The 18,195-nt window shown below is 51.3% G+C and carries 17 protein-coding genes; 7 read left to right on the top strand and 10 right to left on the bottom strand.

Annotated elements, in window-relative coordinates; translation table 11 throughout:
* Nucleotides 1-167: 167 nt before the first annotated feature.
* Nucleotides 168-707 carry a glycine zipper 2TM domain-containing protein gene (locus tag KXD89_RS13220; protein ID WP_001043459.1) on the top strand — a complete coding sequence of 180 codons (540 nt, stop codon included), beginning with the start codon at nt 168-170 and terminating at the stop codon, nt 705-707.
* 61 nt (nt 708-768) lie between these two features.
* Here KXD89_RS13220 and comR read toward each other — a convergent pair whose 3' ends face one another.
* Entirely contained in the window at nt 769-1,401 is a 633-nt protein-coding gene (gene comR / locus KXD89_RS13215) for a TetR family copper-responsive transcriptional repressor ComR (protein WP_001336528.1), read from the bottom strand.
* A gap of 240 nt (nt 1,402-1,641) precedes the next feature.
* Between comR and bhsA the strand changes: the two genes are divergently transcribed.
* Entirely contained in the window at nt 1,642-1,899 is a 258-nt protein-coding gene (gene bhsA / locus KXD89_RS13210; protein ID WP_000800153.1) for a multiple stress resistance protein BhsA, read from the top strand.
* A gap of 81 nt (nt 1,900-1,980) precedes the next feature.
* On the opposite strand, the gene ldtC is transcribed toward bhsA, so the two are convergent.
* The 3 genes from ldtC to KXD89_RS13195 all read right to left on the bottom strand — a co-directional run bounded on the left by ldtC (nt 1,981) and on the right by KXD89_RS13195 (nt 7,734).
* Entirely contained in the window at nt 1,981-2,943 is a 963-nt protein-coding gene (gene ldtC / locus KXD89_RS13205) for a L,D-transpeptidase LdtC (RefSeq protein ID WP_001300895.1), read from the bottom strand.
* 143 nt (nt 2,944-3,086) lie between these two features.
* On the bottom strand, nt 3,087-6,533 hold the full coding sequence (gene mfd / locus KXD89_RS13200; protein WP_001115094.1) for a transcription-repair coupling factor: 3,447 nt from the start codon (nt 6,531-6,533) through the stop codon (nt 3,087-3,089).
* A gap of 127 nt (nt 6,534-6,660) precedes the next feature.
* Entirely contained in the window at nt 6,661-7,734 is a 1,074-nt protein-coding gene (locus KXD89_RS13195) for an acyltransferase family protein (RefSeq protein WP_000810253.1), read from the bottom strand.
* 261 nt (nt 7,735-7,995) lie between these two features.
* On the opposite strand from KXD89_RS13195, the gene lolC reads away from it, so the two are divergent.
* The 5 genes from lolC to cobB are packed head-to-tail and all read left to right on the top strand — an operon-like array spanning nt 7,996 to nt 12,928.
* Nucleotides 7,996-9,195, top strand: coding sequence for a lipoprotein-releasing ABC transporter permease subunit LolC (gene lolC / locus KXD89_RS13190; protein ID WP_000284714.1), 1,200 nt, complete (start codon nt 7,996-7,998; stop codon nt 9,193-9,195).
* The gene (lolD, locus tag KXD89_RS13185) at nt 9,188-9,889 is read left to right on the top strand and encodes a lipoprotein-releasing ABC transporter ATP-binding protein LolD (protein WP_001033694.1); all 702 of its coding nucleotides are present in this window, start codon (nt 9,188-9,190) and stop codon (nt 9,887-9,889) included. Before lolC ends, lolD begins: the two co-directional genes overlap by 8 nt.
* Entirely contained in the window at nt 9,889-11,133 is a 1,245-nt protein-coding gene (gene lolE / locus KXD89_RS13180) for a lipoprotein-releasing ABC transporter permease subunit LolE (RefSeq protein WP_001251348.1), read from the top strand. Before lolD ends, lolE begins: the two co-directional genes overlap by 1 nt.
* A gap of 28 nt (nt 11,134-11,161) precedes the next feature.
* Complete coding sequence (gene nagK, locus KXD89_RS13175; protein WP_000291270.1) at nt 11,162-12,073, top strand: N-acetylglucosamine kinase; 912 nt, start codon at nt 11,162-11,164, stop codon at nt 12,071-12,073.
* A 15-nt stretch (nt 12,074-12,088) separates the two neighbouring features.
* On the top strand, nt 12,089-12,928 hold the full coding sequence (gene cobB, locus KXD89_RS13170) for a Sir2 family NAD+-dependent deacetylase (protein ID WP_000952737.1): 840 nt from the start codon (nt 12,089-12,091) through the stop codon (nt 12,926-12,928).
* Between the two features lie 119 nt (nt 12,929-13,047).
* On the opposite strand, the gene KXD89_RS13165 is transcribed toward cobB, so the two are convergent.
* Genes KXD89_RS13165 through potA form a run of 6 tightly spaced genes read right to left on the bottom strand, consistent with a single transcriptional unit; the run spans nt 13,048 to nt 18,163 of the window.
* Entirely contained in the window at nt 13,048-13,836 is a 789-nt protein-coding gene (locus KXD89_RS13165) for a YgcG family protein (RefSeq protein WP_000713462.1), read from the bottom strand.
* Nucleotides 13,833-14,294: a DUF3592 domain-containing protein gene (locus tag KXD89_RS13160; RefSeq protein WP_000076376.1), complete on the bottom strand. Its 462-nt coding sequence runs from the start codon at nt 14,292-14,294 to the stop codon at nt 13,833-13,835. Before KXD89_RS13160 ends, KXD89_RS13165 begins: the two co-directional genes overlap by 4 nt.
* A 57-nt stretch (nt 14,295-14,351) precedes the next feature.
* Nucleotides 14,352-15,398 (bottom strand): spermidine/putrescine ABC transporter substrate-binding protein PotD, encoded by a 1,047-nt coding sequence (potD, locus tag KXD89_RS13155; RefSeq protein WP_000759317.1) that lies wholly within the window; start codon nt 15,396-15,398, stop codon nt 14,352-14,354.
* Nucleotides 15,395-16,189 carry a spermidine/putrescine ABC transporter permease PotC gene (gene potC / locus KXD89_RS13150; protein ID WP_000580316.1) on the bottom strand — a complete coding sequence of 265 codons (795 nt, stop codon included), beginning with the start codon at nt 16,187-16,189 and terminating at the stop codon, nt 15,395-15,397. The genes potD and potC overlap by 4 nt, the downstream gene beginning before the upstream one ends.
* Complete coding sequence (gene potB, locus KXD89_RS13145; RefSeq protein ID WP_000799401.1) at nt 16,186-17,043, bottom strand: spermidine/putrescine ABC transporter permease PotB; 858 nt, start codon at nt 17,041-17,043, stop codon at nt 16,186-16,188. The genes potC and potB overlap by 4 nt, the downstream gene beginning before the upstream one ends.
* Nucleotides 17,027-18,163, bottom strand: coding sequence for a spermidine/putrescine ABC transporter ATP-binding protein PotA (gene potA, locus KXD89_RS13140; protein ID WP_000531594.1), 1,137 nt, complete (start codon nt 18,161-18,163; stop codon nt 17,027-17,029). The genes potB and potA overlap by 17 nt, the downstream gene beginning before the upstream one ends.
* Nucleotides 18,164-18,195 lie beyond the last annotated feature (32 nt).

The following is an 18,195-nucleotide window of genomic DNA, read 5'->3' as shown; positions in this document are numbered from 1 at the left end:
CTTGAGAAACAGCGCGATCGGCAGCCGCGTTGTATCAGGCATCCTTTCAGACTCCTCCGAATCCTTAAGTATTTCCAGCCATTCCCGCGCTTTTCATCTTCTGTCTGATAGCTGCTTTTCTCCTTCGCTTGCATGATTGGCATAACTGCAAAGAAGGAGGTGTTCCCGTGAATAAATCAATGTTGGCGGGTATCGGGATTGGTGTCGCAGCTGCGCTGGGCGTAGCGGCAGTGGCCAGTCTGAACGTGTTTGAACGGGGCCCGCAATACGCTCAGGTTGTTTCTGCAACCCCAATCAAGGAAACGGTTAAAACACCGCGTCAGGAGTGTCGCAACGTCACAGTGACCCATCGTCGACCGGTGCAGGATGAAAATCGCATTACCGGGTCGGTGCTCGGCGCTGTTGCTGGCGGCGTGATAGGGCATCAGTTTGGTGGTGGTCGCGGTAAAGATGTCGCCACTGTTGTGGGGGCGCTGGGTGGTGGATATGCCGGTAACCAGATCCAGGGCTCTCTCCAGGAAAGCGATACTTACACGACTACGCAACAGCGTTGTAAAACGGTGTATGACAAGTCAGAAAAAATGCTCGGTTATGATGTGACCTATAAGATTGGCGATCAGCAGGGCAAAATCCGCATGGACCGCGATCCGGGTACGCAGATCCCGCTAGATAGCAACGGGCAACTGATTTTGAATAACAAAGTATAACAAGGCTGTACTCTGCAATTTGGCCCCTCATTCGCTCAGGCTGAGGGGCTTTTTTTGCGACTTATTTCACCAGTTCGGGCCATAAACGCAAAGTCGTTCCGGCAATCTGCATCAGTTTTTCCAGCGATGCACCTTCGCGTGCGCTGATCGACATCCCCTGAATAATACAATTAAGGAATTCTGCCAGATGTGTCACGTCACAGTGGGGCGGGATTTCCCCGCGCGCTTGTCGTTGACATAAAAACTGCTGCAAAGTGCGCTCTTGCATCGCATGGCGTGATTTCAACGTATTGGCGATATCTCCTGAATCTGGGGAGAGGGTGGTGCAGTTGTTGATCATGAAGCAGCCTGCCGGGGTGTCTTTGCTGGTAAAGCAGTTGGCGATGGCAGCAAAATAGTCAGCCAGCGCAGACTCCACGCTTTTCTCTTCACAAAACAGCTGTGCTTCATGCTTAGCGGCAAAACGATCGATATAGCGGTCGAGAACGGCACGAAATAACCCCTCTTTGTTGGTAAATTCCGCGTATAGCGTGGGCGCTTTGGCTCCGGTCGCTTCGACGAGGTCCGCAAGAGAAGTCGCTTCATAACCGTGTTGCCAGAACAATTTCATGGCCTTATCAAGCGCGGCATCCCTGTCGAACACTTTTGGGCGGCCACGGCTTTTTTTTACACATTGTGTTGAGTCAGTTGCCATGATGCCGTTGTACCTGGTGACTGTGAATGAAAGGTTATTATAAAAATAATCACCTCCGTTCACCAGTCCAGATCCCATAAAAATAATTGCTTTCTATTTAACTGAAATTTAAAGATTTTTAAATTAATTAATGATTGTTATAAAAAATATCTTGTATGTGATCCAGATCACATCTATCATTTAGTTATCGATCGTTAAGTAATTGCTTGCGACGTCATTCATCTGCATAAGGCCACTATTATGAAAAACGTAAAAACCCTCATCGCTGCGGCGATTTTAAGCTCCATGTCATTTGCCAGCTTTGCGGCTGTCGAAGTTCAGTCAACGCCAGAAGGCCAACAAAAAGTCGGTACAATCAGTGCTAACGCGGGGACAAATCTGGGATCGCTGGAAGAGCAGCTGGCGCAAAAAGCGGATGAGATGGGCGCAAAATCTTTCCGTATTACTTCTGTAACCGGTCCGAATACCCTCCATGGAACAGCAGTAATTTATAAATAAGCATTAACCCTCATTAATGCCTGCTACTGCTGATTTTTTCCCCGCGACATGCCGTGTCGCGGGGATTTTTTTATCCGGGCTTTACAGCGTTTGTGGGCTCACTTGATGACGGCGGACATCCACCGGCATCCCGGAACGGACATCCATCACATGTTGCATCACTTCAGCGTCAGTTTGTGCTGCATCTTTAAATGATTGCATTGCGCTATTCAGCGTAATTGGCAGCAGCTGCGGATCGTCATCAATCTTCTCTGACAGCGGCTGATGTACTTCAACCAGACGCGCACCGTTTGGTTCGGCAGAGACTTTTATCGGAGTGTTGATGATATTCACTTTGGTGCCTGGGGTGACCTGGCTAAAGAGTGTTTTGATATCGTCATCCCGCAGACGAATACAGCCAGAACTTACCCGCATGCCAATGCCGAAATCGGCGTTCGTACCATGAAGCAAATAAACGCCGCCATAGGCCGCCAGACGAATCGCATGATGGCCCATTGGGTTATCCGGTCCAGCCGGCACTACCGCAGGCAACTCAATTCCCTGTGCTTTATAACGGGCGCGGATGTTTGCCGTTGGCGTCCAGGTTGGGTTTGCACGTTTGTCTGAAACGGTGGTCACCATTGTCGGTGTCAGCGTGTCACCACCTAACTGACCAATACCTATTGGATACACGGTTACCGAATTTTTACCCGGCGGGTAGTAATAGAGACGCAGCTCCGCAATGTTGATCACAATGCCTTCGCGCGGCGCATCTGGAAGTAGGGTTTGCAACGGGATCGTTAACACGCTGCCCGCGCGCGGTACGTAAGGATCAACGCCGGGGTTAGCCTGTAACAGAGCGAGAAAGCCGACGTTGTATTTTTTGGCGATGGCTTCCAGAGAACCACCGTCATTTTCCACCACATGAAATTTGTTTTCGCCAACCAGACGACTGCCCGCTGGCGGCAGCGGCCAGGTGTTGGCTTTTGCCGGTAGCGCCAGCGCCACGGCAGCGGCGAACGTAAAAAACGTTAGCCAGCGAGAAAAACGCGTTTTGATCATCACCAAAAATCCATAATAAATATAAGGTTATTGTAATAAACAGATAAGCCTGAATTATGGATGGTGACAGTGTCGGATAGTGCAGGGAAGTGCAAAGAATTTGTAAATGTTGCAGATGGGGGCGCAGAAACGCCCCCGATTTACCATTAAGCGATCGCGTTCTCTTCCAGTTCACGCATAAACTGGCGTACCCATTCGATACGCGTTTTCCGCTCACTCAAATCCTGAATAAATTTCAGGCGCGTCGGACCATCAAGGCGGTAATGCTGCGGCTGTTTTTGCAGCAAACCAATCAACCAGGCCGGATTAACGTGATTCTTCTCGGCAAATTCGATCACCCCGCCTTTCTCATTACCTTCCAGCTTCCTGATCCCCAGTTTCTGCGCTTGCTGGCGCAGACGGGCAATATCCAGCAGGGTACGCGCCGGATCTGGCAGCAGGCCGAAGCGATCGATAAGCTCGACTTTGATCTCTTCCAGTTCGTTTTCCGTTTTGGCGCTGGCAATACGTTTGTAGAACGACAGACGCGTGTTCACGTCAGGGATGAAATCATCTGGCAATAGCGACGGCATCCGCAGCTCGACTTCTGTTTGCTGGCTGGTGAGATCTTCCAGCGACGGCTCGCGTCCGGCTTTCAGTGCATCGACGGCGTTTTCCAGCAACTCCATATACAGCGAGAAACCGATGGTTTCCATTGAGCCGCTTTGTTCTTCGCCAAGCAGTTCACCCGCGCCGCGAATCTCCAGATCGTGCGTTGCCAGCGCAAAACCTGCCCCGAGATCTTCCAGCGAGGCAATTGCTTCAAGACGTTTTTGTGCATCGGTAGTCATCGCTTTTGGATGCGGTGTCAGCAACCATGCATATGCCTGATGATGCGAACGTCCGACGCGACCGCGTAACTGGTGCAGCTGCGCCAGACCGAAGTGATCCGCGCGTTCAATGATAATAGTGTTGGCTGTCGGGATGTCGATCCCGGTTTCGATAATGGTTGTACAAACCAGCACGTTGAAACGTTGATGATGGAAATCATTCATCACCCGTTCCAGTTCGCGCTCGCGCATCTGCCCGTGACCGATGGCGATCCGCGCTTCTGGCACCAGTTCTGCCAGCCGTTCGGCGGCTTTCTGAATGTTTTCCACATCATTGTAGAGATAATAAACCTGTCCTCCGCGCAAAATTTCACGCAGGATCGCCTCCCGGACCACCATGCTGTCATACTCACGGACAAAGGTTTTAACTGCCAGACGACGGGCGGGCGGCGTGGCGATAATCGACAGGTCACGCATTCCGCTCATTGCCATATTCAGCGTACGTGGGATCGGCGTTGCAGTAAGCGTCAGAATATCCACGTTCGCGCGCATCGCTTTAATGCGCTCTTTATGACGCACCCCGAAGCGGTGTTCTTCATCGACAATCAGCAGGCCTAAATCTTTAAACTTGACGTCACTTTGCAGCAGTTTGTGCGTACCGATCAGAATATCGATTTTCCCTTCCGCCACTTCCGCAAGGATTTGCGTCTGCTCTTTGGCGCTGCGGAAACGGGAGATCATTTCGATACGTACCGGCCAGTTGGCGAAACGGTCGCGGAAGTTGTCGTAATGCTGCTGCGCGAGAAGGGTGGTAGGCACCAGCACCGCCACCTGCTTGTGGTTATCTACTGCCAGGAAAGCTGCGCGCATCGCCACTTCTGTTTTACCAAAGCCAACATCGCCGCACACCAGACGATCCATTGCCAGCGGCTGACACATGTCGCTAAGTACCGCATTAATGGCCTGCGCCTGATCCGGCGTGGTTTCAAACGGGAAGCTGTCGCAGAACAACTGATACTGCTCACGATCGTGTTTAAACGCGAAGCCCTCTTTGGCGGCGCGTTGCGCGTAGATATCCAGCAATTCCGCCGCCACATCACGCACTTTTTCCGCCGCTTTCTGCCGCGCGCGTGACCACGCATCGCCGCCAAGTTTATGCAGCGGGGCGTTTTCTTCCGCGCCACCTGCGTAACGGCTAATCAGATGCAGTGACGACACCGGAACATACAGTTTGGCGTCGTTGGCATAGGTGAGCATCAGATACTCGCCAGTAATGCCACCCGCTTCCAGCGTGGTCATTCCGGCATAACGACCGACGCCGTGCTCCAGATGGACCACCGGCTGACCAATATGCAGTTCCGCAAGGTTACGGATCAGTGTATCGGGGTTGATGGTGCGGCGAGAATCCTGACGACGACGGGCAACGCGTTCACCGAGCAGATCGCTTTCGCAAATCAGCGCCAGATTACGCACCGTATCGACAAAACCATGTTCGGCAGCGCCAATCATCAGATAACGCCCACGGTCGCTGGCTTCATCAAGACGCATAATGCGTTGCGGAGCAATTTTAATTCGTGCGAGCAGTTCACCCAGCGCTTCACGGCGACCTTCACTTTCTACCGAGAACACCACCGGACCGTCGAAAGTCTCGAGGAACTTACGCAGCGCATCCAGCGGCGCTTTTTGTTGTGCCTGAACGGCCAGGTCTGGCAGTTTCTGGAAACCTAAATTGGCATTCGCGGCTTTTGTCGGTAAATGTTCAGTTTTTAGCTGCACCCGGGGCCAGTTTTTCAGCTCTGAGAAGAGCTCGTCCACCCGCAGCCAGAGCGATTGTGGTGGCAACAGCGGGCGCATCGGATCGACGCCGCGATTCTCAAAACGCGCCAGCGTGTCAGCCTGGAAACGTTCGGCACTGGTTTCCAGATCGCCAGTATTCACGAGCAAGGTATTGGCAGGGAAATAACTGAACAGCGGCGGCAGTGGTTCGCTGAAGAACAATGGCTGCCAGTACTCGATCCCGGCAGGTAATGTGCCTTTACTCACTTGCTGGTAAATATGTTCTGGATCGCGCTTCACTTCGAAGGTATCGCGCCACTGGCTGCGGAACAGTTCAATTGCCGCTTTATCGGTCGGAAATTCGTGCGCGGGCAGCAGATTGATCGCTTCTACTTCCTCCAGCGTGCGCTGGCTGTCGACGTCAAACACCCGCAGGCTGTCGATTTCATCATCAAAGAAATCAAGACGATAAGGCAGCTCACTCCCCATCGGGAAGAGATCCAGCAACGCGCCGCGCGTGGCGTATTCGCCGTGCTCCATCACCTGGTCAACATGGCGATAACCGGCGCTGTCCAGTTGGGTTCGTAATGCATCTCGTGACAGGCGCTGACCTTTTTTCATCACCAGCGCATGACCGTGGAGAAAACTGTGTGGGCAAACGCGCTGCATAAGCGTATTCACCGGAACAATCAGTACGCCACGCTGCATCGTCGGTAGCTGGTAAAGGGTGGAAAGGCGCGAGGAGATAATGTCCTGATGAGGCGAAAAACTGTCGTAGGGAAGAGTTTCCCAGTCCGCCAGATTCATCACCATTTGATCGGTAAACTGGCTGATTTCATCATGCAAACGCAGAGCATTTTGCATATCTGGTGCAATGAGTACCACCGGACCGGCGTGACGTTCGGCAATTTCCGCTACCAGCGTTGCACAGGCTGCGCCGGTTAACTCGCCCAGCAGACGCTGCTCACCCGCTTTGACGGGCAGCGTATAACGATATTGTTCAGGCATAACGGTTGTCAGATTCTCGTTAGGATATGCCTCAACATATGGGGGCATATCTCTGATAAGCAATGCTGTTCATTATCCGTAATCGACATGGTTTAGCAAATTGAATCGCCCCGGCTGGGGCGATGGCTTAGCGGGAGTAACTGACGGCAGCGGGCAGTGAAGGCGGGGAGAACAACAGATCGCTGAATGCACGCTGTGAAAGTTTTCTTACCAGCAAGCCCGCAACAGTACAGATGAACAAACTGACAAAGGGATAAACCAGCAGGAGTGTCAGTTCGACTTGCGGCGACCAGCGTGCTGCGTTCATTTGCGCAAGCAGAGTTAAGCTGAATATTTCAACCAGAATGCGATGGGTGGTGTAGATAGCAATGGTGTTGGAGCCAATCACATTCAGCAGGCTGGTGGAGCGCATACCGAATCGTTGCTCGTATTGATAAAACAGCTTCATGATCACCACAATCGATACCAGCGACAACAGCAGCGAGATAGTAAACAACCAGGCACCGACCGCCAGAACGGTAAGCAAAGAAGCCATCAGCAGATGGCGGCGCAACGGCACCTCTTTAACACAGGTCATTATTGTTGCGCCAAACCATGCGCCAAGGCTGTAATAAGGCAAATTGCGGATCACACTGTTCATTCCCCACCACGGCGTGGGAACGAAATTAACCGCCACACTCAGCAGTACAAACAAGGCGAATAGTGGCAGCGCCAGACGGCTAAAAATTTTACATACCACGAAATAGACAATTAACGCATACAGATACCACAAGCTGGTGCTGGCGGTGATCATCCCGTGCAGGAACTCACCGGTGGAATCGGCATAAGCGGCATTGGAGGCATTGCTTAAATCGCGCTCAGGTGCCAGCCACTGGTTCAGCGCACTTAACGCCAGCCACTGCACCACGCCCCAAAGCGCCAGCACCCAGAAGATGTTCCAGATCCGTTTATCGAGACAATTTCCCCACGGTACGCTGTCGATATAGCGGCGAATCAAATAGCCGGATATAAAGAAAAAAACCGGCATACGAAAGGGGGCAAGGTAAAGATTGAAATAGATCCAGCATTTGCTCAGGACTTCCGATAACGGATGCTGAAAAGTGGTCAGATGCGGATAAAAGGTAATGACCGAGTGATAAATCACCACCAGACAAATACATAACCCTTTGATCTGGTTAATCCATAGCTCTTTTTGTTTCATCAGGACAACACGCTCTTTTTTAATTTACATGCGGTTGATCCTGCGGGTTATGACCCGAGGTGTAATGGGTATCTGTCTGTATTGGATGATTTTTCAGATTAAGATCAGGCGGCAAGATTGATGATAAAACATGGCAATTTAGCCGATTGATTTACGGGGGCTTTTCAGATTAGCCCTGACGATCACTTACAGTTCAGACGTTTACCCATCTTGCTTTCGCTTATATACTCGTGTCTTTGCTACAGCAACCAGACGGATTTCATGTACCAACCTGTCGCTCTATTTATTGGCCTGCGTTACATGCGTGGGCGTGCAGCGGATCGCTTCGGTCGTTTCGTCTCCTGGCTTTCTACCATCGGCATTACCCTCGGGGTGATGGCGCTGGTCACAGTATTGTCAGTGATGAACGGCTTTGAGCGCGAGCTGCAAAACAACATCCTTGGCCTGATGCCACAGGCAATTCTCTCTTCTGAGCATGGCTCTCTTAACCCGCAGCAACTCCCAGAAACGGCAGTCAAACTGGACGGCGTTAATCGCGTCGCACCTATTACTACCGGTGATGTGGTACTGCAAAGCGCGCGCAGCGTGGCGGTCGGGGTGATGCTCGGTATCGACCCGGCGCAAAAAGATCCACTTACACCGTATCTGGTCAATGTGAAACAAACTGACCTCGAGCCGGGGAAATATAATGTCATCCTCGGCGAACAACTTGCCTCACAGCTAGGCGTTAATCGCGGTGATCAAATCCGCGTGATGGTACCATCTGCCAGCCAGTTCACGCCGATGGGGCGTATTCCAAGCCAGCGCCTGTTCAATGTGATTGGCACTTTCGCCGCCAACAGTGAAGTCGATGGCTATGAAATGCTGGTGAATATTGAGGATGCCTCGCGTCTGATGCGTTATCCGGCAGGCAATATTACCGGCTGGCGTTTGTGGCTGGATGAGCCGCTGAAAGTCGACTCATTAAGTCAGCAAAAACTGCCTGAAGGCAGCAAATGGCAGGACTGGCGTGATCGTAAAGGCGAGTTGTTCCAGGCCGTACGCATGGAAAAAAATATGATGGGTTTACTGCTGAGCCTGATTGTCGCCGTTGCGGCGTTTAACATTATTACCTCACTAGGGCTGATGGTAATGGAGAAGCAGGGCGAAGTAGCGATCCTGCAAACGCAAGGCTTAACTCCGCGACAAATCATGATGGTCTTTATGGTGCAAGGGGCCAGCGCCGGGATTATCGGTGCGATCCTCGGAGCGGCGCTTGGCGCCCTGCTTGCCAGCCAGTTAAATAATCTGATGCCGATAATCGGCGTCCTGCTTGATGGCGCGGCGCTGCCGGTGGCTATCGAACCTTTACAGGTCATTGTTATTGCGCTGGTGGCGATGGCTATCGCGCTGCTGTCTACGCTTTACCCTTCATGGCGCGCTGCCGCCACTCAACCCGCTGAGGCTTTACGTTATGAATAAGATCCTGTTGCAATGCGACAACCTGTGCAAACGCTATCAGGAAGGCAGTGTGCAAACCGATGTGCTGCACAATGTCAGTTTCAGCGTCGGCGAAGGTGAAATGATGGCGATCGTCGGTAGCTCTGGTTCCGGTAAAAGTACCTTGCTGCACCTGCTGGGCGGGCTGGATACGCCAACCTCCGGCGATGTGATTTTTAATGGTCAGCCAATGAGCAAACTGTCGTCGGCAGCGAAAGCTGAACTGCGCAACCAGAAGCTGGGCTTTATTTATCAGTTTCACCACCTGCTGCCGGATTTTACCGCCCTGGAAAACGTGGCTATGCCGCTGCTGATTGGCAAGAAAAAGCCCGCTGAAATCAACAGCCGTGCACTTGAGATGTTAAAAGCGGTGGGGCTGGATCATCGTGCGAATCACCGCCCATCTGAACTTTCTGGCGGCGAACGCCAGCGTGTGGCGATTGCCCGTGCGCTGGTGAATAACCCGCGCCTGGTACTGGCGGATGAACCTACCGGTAACCTCGATGCGCGTAACGCCGACAGCATCTTCCAGTTGCTTGGGGAATTGAATCGCTTGCAGGGCACCGCCTTCCTGGTGGTTACTCACGACCTGCAACTGGCGAAACGTATGAGCCGCCAGTTAGAAATGCGTGATGGTCGTCTGACGGCGGAACTGAGCCTGATGGGGGCGGAGTAATGGCGATGCCTTTATCGTTATTAATTGGCCTGCGTTTTAGTCGCGGACGGCGGCGCGGCGGCATGGTGTCGCTGATCTCCGTTATTTCTACCATTGGCATTGCCCTCGGCGTGGCGGTATTGATCGTCGGCTTAAGCGCGATGAACGGCTTTGAACGCGAACTGAACAACCGTATTCTGGCGGTGGTGCCGCATGGTGAAATCGAGGCGGTGGATCAGCCGTGGACTAACTGGCAGGAAGCACTGGATCACGTGCAAAAAGTGCCGGGTATTGCCGCTGCCGCGCCGTATATCAATTTCACCGGGCTGGTGGAAAGTGGCGCGAATCTTCGCGCAATCCAGGTGAAGGGCGTTAACCCGCAACAGGAACAGCGTCTGAGCGCATTACCCTCGTTTGTCCAGGGCGATGCGTGGCGCAATTTTAAAGCGGGCGAACAGCAAATTATCATCGGCAAAGGCGTGGCGGATGCGCTGAAAGTGAAGCAGGGGGATTGGGTGTCGATTATGATCCCCAACTCGAATCCCGAGCATAAACTGATGCAGCCAAAACGTGTGCGTTTGCACGTTGCCGGTATTTTGCAGTTGAGTGGTCAACTCGATCACAGTTTTGCCATGATCCCGCTGGCGGATGCCCAACAATATCTTGATATGGGTTCCAGCGTGTCAGGTATTGCCCTTAAAATGACGGATGTTTTCAACGCCAATAAGCTGGTACGCGATGCGGGTGAAGTGACCAACAGCTATGTTTATATTAAAAGCTGGATTGGTACTTACGGCTATATGTATCGCGATATCCAAATGATCCGCGCCATTATGTATCTGGCGATGGTACTGGTGATTGGCGTGGCCTGTTTCAACATCGTCTCCACCTTAGTGATGGCGGTGAAAGACAAGAGTGGCGATATCGCAGTATTAAGAACGCTGGGGGCGAAAGATGGTTTAATTCGCGCCATCTTTGTCTGGTATGGATTGCTGGCAGGGCTGTTCGGCAGCCTGTGTGGTGTGATTATCGGCGTAGTGGTTTCACTGCAACTTACCCCGATTATTGAGTGGATTGAAAAGTTGATCGGTCATCAGTTCCTCTCCAGCGATATCTATTTTATTGATTTCCTGCCATCGGAATTGCACTGGCTGGACGTCTTCTACGTACTGGTCACAGCATTGTTGCTGAGTCTTTTGGCAAGTTGGTATCCGGCGCGGCGCGCCAGTAATATTGACCCTGCGCGAGTCCTTAGCGGCCAGTAAAGGCAGTACATTAAAACAAGGAGCGGCAATGTATTACGGGTTTGATATTGGTGGAACAAAAATTGCGCTTGGCGTGTTTGATAGCGGTCGGCAGTTGCAGTGGGAAAAGCGGGTGCCGACACCGCGTGACAGCTATGACGCATTTTTAGATGCAGTGTGTGAGCTGGTAGCTGAAGCTGACCAACGTTTTGGCTGTAAAGGTTCTGTCGGCATCGGTATTCCGGGAATGCCGGAAACAGAAGATGGTACGCTGTATGCCGCCAATGTCCCCGCTGCCAGCGGTAAACCGCTGCGTGCCGACCTGAGCGCACGTCTTGATCGCGATGTACGCCTTGATAACGATGCCAACTGTTTTGCCCTTTCAGAAGCCTGGGATGATGAATTTACTCAATATCCACTGGTGATGGGGTTGATTCTCGGCACCGGTGTTGGCGGCGGGCTGATTTTCAACGGCAAACCGATTACCGGTAAAAGCTACATTACCGGCGAGTTTGGCCATATGCGTCTGCCGGTTGATGCGTTAACCATGATGGGGTTGGATTTCCCGTTACGCCGCTGCGGCTGTGGTCAGCATGGCTGCATTGAAAATTATCTGTCTGGTCGCGGTTTTGCGTGGCTGTATCAACACTATTATCATCAACCGTTGCAGGCTCCCGAAATTATTGCGCTTTATGATCAAGGCGATGAGCAGGCAAGGGCGCACGTTGAGCGTTATCTGGATTTATTAGCGGTTTGTCTGGGAAATATCCTGACCATCGTTGACCCTGACCTGGTCGTCATTGGTGGTGGCTTATCGAATTTCCCGGCAATCACAACGCAACTGGCGGACAGGCTGCCTCGTCATCTCTTACCTGTAGCTCGTGTTCCGCGCATTGAACGCGCGCGCCACGGTGATGCGGGAGGAATGCGTGGTGCGGCCTTCCTACATCTAACCGATTAAACAACAGAGGTTGCTATGCTGTCGCGTCGGGGTCATCGGTTAAGTCGTTTTCGTAAAAATAAACGCCGCCTGCGCGAGCGTTTGCGTCAGCGTATTTTTTTCAGAGATAAAGTGGTGCCGGAAGCAATGGAAAAACCAAGAGTACTCGTACTGACAGGGGCAGGAATTTCTGCGGAATCAGGTATTCGTACCTTTCGCGCCGCAGATGGCCTGTGGGAAGAACATCGGGTTGAAGATGTGGCAACGCCGGAAGGTTTCGATCGCGATCCTGAACTGGTGCAAGCGTTTTATAACGCCCGTCGTCGACAGCTGCAGCAGCCAGAAATTCAGCCTAACGCCGCGCATCTTGCGCTGGCTAAACTGCAAGACGCCCTCGGCGATCGCTTTTTGCTGGTGACGCAGAATATCGACAACCTGCATGAACGCGCAGGTAATACCAATGTGATTCATATGCATGGGGAACTGCTGAAAGTGCGTTGTTCACAAAGTGGTCAGGTTCTCGACTGGACAGGAGACGTTACCCCAGAAGATAAATGCCATTGTTGCCAGTTTCCGGCACCCTTGCGCCCGCACGTAGTGTGGTTTGGCGAAATGCCACTCGGCATGGATGAAATTTATATGGCGTTGTCGATGGCCGATATTTTCATTGCCATTGGCACATCCGGGCATGTTTATCCGGCGGCTGGGTTTGTTCACGAAGCGAAACTGCATGGCGCGCACACCGTGGAACTGAATCTTGAACCGAGTCAGGTTGGTAATGAATTTGCCGAGAAATATTACGGCCCGGCAAGCCAGGTGGTGCCTGAGTTTGTTGAAAAGTTGCTGAAGGGATTAAAAGCGGGAAGCATTGCCTGATGCACTACGCTTATCAGGCCTGCAAGGGGACGCAATTAATTGAATTTGCGGGTTTTGTGGGCCGGATAAGGCGTTCGCGCCCCATCCGGAATAATACACGCGCACTTTTCCGGCCTCTTTTATCGTTTACTCGTCAATAACAATGCGGCAATAAACGTACAGACACCAATTAGCCCTGCCCAGAGTGGCGATATTCTGGTAATCGCAAAGCTATTATCGATATACAAACATAAAGCCTGATAACCCATATTGGCAATAGTCATCGCCACTGCAAATTTTAACGCATAAATAAAACGAGTCGTGTAGTAAAAGATCCTGGAAAATAAGATAAACGTCGCAGCCCAGGCGATAAAACCTAATGTGTTGGTGCTGCCGGGGGGAGCATTTTCATGCTGTTGTCCTGGATGCGGATAATACGTTAGTGGCGGCGTCGATTGTTTTAATATCTGTGCTTGTAGAACAGCCAATGCATTATTGATTCCCTGATACCAGAGATCTGCATTTAAATAAGCCAGCGTGTGATTTTCTATCAGAAGGCCGAGATGTTTATCGTCCAGACCACTTTCAACCTGGCCGTTGGTGATCATAATTAACCGTGGTTCGCGGGTAGTAAATAGTAACAGAACACTTCCTTTTACATCACTCAATGAAGATGACGCATGCGCCAGCATCGCTTTACCATTTTGTCTGAGACTGGCTTCATTATTAATGTCGGGTAAAACCACAATAAACGGTGCAATTCCCGTTTGTTGGCGAAAAAGCTCGGCTTTATGCGCGATCTCTTCAGCATCTGGTACAGTACCGGTAACGTCCGTAAAAAGTGTCTTCATTATTGGAATTAATGGCTTGCTGGCTGCTGTCAGAGGCAGGAGTATCAGTAAACTGAGCAGTATAATGAATTTTTTCATGGGCGGGACTTCCGTTTCCTGCGTGATTTTTTAGAGGAGGGCATACTTATTAATAAACCGACGGCGATAAAAATAACGCCCATAATGCCGATAAACCCCCATTTAAAAAAATTAACCCACGGGTTATTTATCTCAGCCTTTTCAGGATGCCCGGGAGAATAATAAACATTAACTTTATCGCCTTCGCTGTCTTCATAAAAATCGCTGCCGATACTCGAATTGAAAATTAGCGTGTAATCTGGCGTCGGTCGAAAGGCAACGACGGGATACCACGAACCATCTTTACCCGTGCGATGAGAATGACTGGAGTGCCAGACGGTATCAACAATGACGCCTTCGGTATGAATCGCGTCTTTGCTATAGGTGAACTGGTTATAAAAGACAACAACAGAAATGAGGATCAGTACCAGACCGATACCGAGGAATATACGAAAGAAAACTTTACTGTCCTGACTCATTAGCCACATCCTTGCTAACTAAAAAACGGGCGGTAATACCACCGCCCGCTTGCTGAATTAACGTCCTGCTTTCAGCTTCTGATAATACTCTTCATAAATGCTGCTGGCTGCGCCAACGTCATTCTGCCATTCGCCATTTTTAATGGTTTCAGCATCCGGGTAGAGTGTTTTATCGTTCGCCACTTCTGGACTTAACAGCTTACGCGCCGCAAGGTTTGGCGTTGGATAACCGATAGTTTCAGCAACCTGTTTTGCCACATCCGGGCGCAGCAGGAAGTTGATCAATTTCAGCGCGCCTTCTTTGTTTTTGGCATTTGCCGGGATCGCCAGGCTGTCCATCCAGAAAATGCCGCCTTCTTTCGGCCACACCACGTCAATTGGCGTACCCGCCTGGCGTGCAACGAAAGCAGAACCGTTCCAGATCATGCCGAGGTTAACTTCGCCTTCCATGTACGGGTTCGCCGGGTTATCGGAGTTAAAGGCTGCCACGTTTGGCATCAGTTTTTTCAGCTCGTTATATGCAGCTTCAATCTCTTTCGGATCGGTGGTGTTACCGGAGTAGCCCAGCTTACGCAGCGCCATCTGGAACACTTCACGGGCATCGTCGGTCAACAGCAGGCTGCCTTTGTACTCTGGCTTCCACAGATCGGCCCAGCTGGTGACAGATTTCGGATCCACCGCATCACCGTTAACACCAATCGCCGTCGCACCCCAGATATACGGAATGGAGTAGTCGTTATTCGGGTCAAAAGGCTTGTTGAGCATGTCTGGATCGAGATTGCTGAAGTTTGTTAACTTCGACTTGTCGATCTTCTGGATCATCCCTTCTTTACGCATTTTATCAACGTAATAGGTTGAAGGAACCACCAGATCATAGGCACCGTCTTTGTATGTTTTCAGCTTGGCGTACATGGTTTCGTTCGACTCGTAAGTCGAATAGATAACCTTAATACCGGTTTCTTTGGTGAACTGTTCAAGCAGTCCTGGCGGCACGTACTCGGTCCAGTTGTAGAAATACAGCGTGTTGTTGTCATCGGCGTGAGCGGCGCTCATGCCCAGTGCCAGAGCACCCGCCGCGAGCAGGTGGCGTGACCATTTTTTCATTTAACGTCCCCTGTGTTACCTTTCGTTTTATCACGAGCAATAAGCTGGCTGGCAATAACCATCACCAGCGACAGCACCAGTAATATGGTTGCCAGCGCGTTAACTTCCGGCGATACGCCGACTTTGACCATCGAATAAATTTTTAACGGCAGAATTTCATAACTTGGTCCGGTGACGAACGAAGAAACTACCACATCGTCCATCGACAGGGTAAAGCTTAACACCCAGCCCGCCGCCACCGCTGGCATTGCCAGTGGCAGAATGATTTTTCGCAGAATGGTAAATTCGCTGGCACCGAGATCTTTCGCCGCTTCCAGCATTCGCACGTCAAAACCTTTCAGGCGCGAATACACCGTCACCACCACAAATGGCAGGCAGAAGGTGATATGCGAGAACAGCAGCGACCAGAAGCCAAGCTGAATACCCAGCAGCATAAACAGCACCAGCAGCGAAATCGCCATCACGATATCTGGTGACATCATCACCACAAACAGCATTCCGCTAACGAACGGCTTACCACGAAAGCGATAACGGTACAGCGCAACTGCCGTCAGTGAACCGATAAGCGTAGCAAACGTCGCCGAAAACACCGCCATTGTTAGTGAATGCTGCGCTGCCTGTAACAGGCTGTCGTTGTTCATCAGCAGGCTATACCATTTGGTGGTAAAGCCCTGCCAGTTGATGCCAAAGCGCGAGCTGTTAAAGGAGTTCACAATCAAAATAATGATTGGGATATACAGGTACGCGTAGATAGCGGTCATAAAACCGCCGCGAAGCAGTCGACCGATCATTCGAGTTCCACCTTCTTATTCAGCAAACGAGAAGCGCGCCAGTAAACCAGCAACATCAGGCCCATTACGATAGTCAGCGTAATGCTGGTAGCTGCACCAAACGGCCAGTCACGAATATTAAGGAACTGGACCTTGATGACGTTACCGATCAGCAGGTTTTTCGCACCGCCCATCAGGTCGGATACATAGAACAGGCCCATCGCTGGCAGCATCACCAGCAGACATCCGGCAATAATTCCCGGCATCGTCAGTGGAATAATGATACGGATAAAAGTCTGTAACTTGCTGGCACCGAGATCGCGCGCCGCCTCAAGCAACGGCTTATCCAGTTTTTCGATACTGGAGTACAGCGGCATCACCATAAACGGCAGCAGAATGTAAACCAGACCGATAATCACCGCACTGGGCGTGAACATGATACGGATTGGTGTGTCGATAACGCCCAGCCAGAGCAAAAACTCGTTGAGATAGCCTTTGGTGCTGAGGAAAATTTTCAGCCCGTAGATACGAATTAATGAGTTGGTCCAGAACGGAACAATCAGCAGAAACAGCAGCAGCGGACGCACCTTGTGTGGCAACTTCGCCAGAAACCAGGCAAACGGGTAGCCCAGCACCAGGCAGGCGAGGGTGGCGATCAGCGCCATATTCAGCGAGTGCAATAGCACTTCAAAATAGAGCGGATCGAGCAGACGCGTGTAGTTATCCAGCGTAAAGACCATTTTGACAAAACTGGCGTCGTCGCGGGTCAAAAAGCTGGTGCCAATGATCATCAGGTTGGGCAGAAAGACAAACAACACAAGCCAACCGACAATAGTGACAATCACTACATTCTGGAACTTACTTGTGTTCTTCATCAGCCAGTACGACCTCCCAGCTTTCTACCCAATTAATGGCCATTTTTTGGTCGAGAGAGTGGTCAAAGTCAGGATCGTCTTCATTGAAGAATTCGCTGACCATCACCATCTTGCCATTTTCCAGTTCAACAACCGACTCCAGCGTCATGCCTTTGTAGTTACGCTCGCGAACGTAACCAATCAGCCCTTCAGCGTGGTTGTCGTCGTTAATCTCTTCAACACGTAAGTCTTCCGGGCGCAGCAGAACATGCAGTTTTTGCCCCGGTTCAACGGCGAAGTTAACGTAGATATTACATTCGCGGCCTTCAACGTTGGCGCGTACGCGCTGCTCGTCTAGACGTTCGATGACAGTGGCGTTAAACATATTGATTTCGCCAATGAAGCCGGCAACAAACAGGTTTTTCGGCTCTTCGTAGATTTCACGCGGCGTGCCGTCTTGCTCAATGCGACCATCGCGCATCACCACAATCCTGTCTGACATGGTGAGTGCTTCTTCCTGGTCGTGAGTCACAAAGACGAATGTAATGCCAAGCTTACGCTGTAACGCTTTCAGCTCGTTCTGCATTTGCTTACGCAGTTTGTAATCCAGCGCTGAGAGCGACTCATCCAGCAACAACAGACGAGGCTTGTTAACCACCGCGCGAGCAATGGCGACGCGTTGCTGTTGACCACCAGAGAGCTGATGCGGTTTGCGTTGAGCGAAGGTTTCCAACTGCACCATCCGCAGGGCTTCCATCACGCGGGGCGTAATTTCAGCAGCGGGGGTTTTTTGCATGCGCAACCCAAAGGCCACATTTTCGAACACGGTCATGTGGGGGAAAAGTGCGTAGCTTTGGAAAACAGTGTTCACATAGCGGTTTTCCGCCGGAACGTGGGTGATGTCCTCGTTATCCAGCATGATGCGTCCGGAATCAACAGTTTCCAGACCTGCAATCAGGCGAAGAACGGTTGTTTTACCGCAGCCAGAAGGGCCAAGCAGCGTGAGGAACTCGCCATTGTTGATAGTCAGATCCAGCTGGGGAATGACCTCTTTACCATCAAAGCATTTGCGAATTCCCGCCAATTGCACCAGCGGTGAAAGCGAACTCGGTTGTTTATTCAATTTTTTACTCTGTCCCATGTAAACGCAACGGATGGCTTACCGATGCGGGG

This window comes from Escherichia sp. TC-EC600-tetX4 (assembly GCF_019356055.1).
GTDB lineage: Bacteria > Pseudomonadota > Gammaproteobacteria > Enterobacterales > Enterobacteriaceae.
The sequence above is the reverse complement of the archived record's forward strand: the minus strand, read 5'-3'. Positions and strand labels throughout refer to the sequence as shown.

Coding starts and splice junctions, on each gene's coding strand:
- bhsA (WP_000800153.1), top strand. CDS start 1,642: ATGAAAAACGTAAAAACCCTCATCGCTGCGGCGATTTTAAGCTCCATG.
- nagK (WP_000291270.1), top strand. CDS start 11,162: ATGTATTACGGGTTTGATATTGGTGGAACAAAAATTGCGCTTGGCGTG.
- cobB (WP_000952737.1), top strand. CDS start 12,089: ATGCTGTCGCGTCGGGGTCATCGGTTAAGTCGTTTTCGTAAAAATAAA.
- comR (WP_001336528.1), bottom strand. CDS start 1,401: ATGGCAACTGACTCAACACAATGTGTAAAAAAAAGCCGTGGCCGCCCA.
- potC (WP_000580316.1), bottom strand. CDS start 16,189: ATGATCGGTCGACTGCTTCGCGGCGGTTTTATGACCGCTATCTACGCG.
- KXD89_RS13160 (WP_000076376.1), bottom strand. CDS start 14,294: ATGAGTCAGGACAGTAAAGTTTTCTTTCGTATATTCCTCGGTATCGGT.
- lolD (WP_001033694.1), top strand. CDS start 9,188: ATGAATAAGATCCTGTTGCAATGCGACAACCTGTGCAAACGCTATCAG.
- potB (WP_000799401.1), bottom strand. CDS start 17,043: ATGAAGAACACAAGTAAGTTCCAGAATGTAGTGATTGTCACTATTGTC.
- mfd (WP_001115094.1), bottom strand. CDS start 6,533: ATGCCTGAACAATATCGTTATACGCTGCCCGTCAAAGCGGGTGAGCAG.
- lolC (WP_000284714.1), top strand. CDS start 7,996: ATGTACCAACCTGTCGCTCTATTTATTGGCCTGCGTTACATGCGTGGG.
- KXD89_RS13195 (WP_000810253.1), bottom strand. CDS start 7,734: ATGAAACAAAAAGAGCTATGGATTAACCAGATCAAAGGGTTATGTATT.
- lolE (WP_001251348.1), top strand. CDS start 9,889: ATGGCGATGCCTTTATCGTTATTAATTGGCCTGCGTTTTAGTCGCGGA.
- potA (WP_000531594.1), bottom strand. CDS start 18,163: ATGGGACAGAGTAAAAAATTGAATAAACAACCGAGTTCGCTTTCACCG.
- KXD89_RS13165 (WP_000713462.1), bottom strand. CDS start 13,836: ATGAAAAAATTCATTATACTGCTCAGTTTACTGATACTCCTGCCTCTG.
- potD (WP_000759317.1), bottom strand. CDS start 15,398: ATGAAAAAATGGTCACGCCACCTGCTCGCGGCGGGTGCTCTGGCACTG.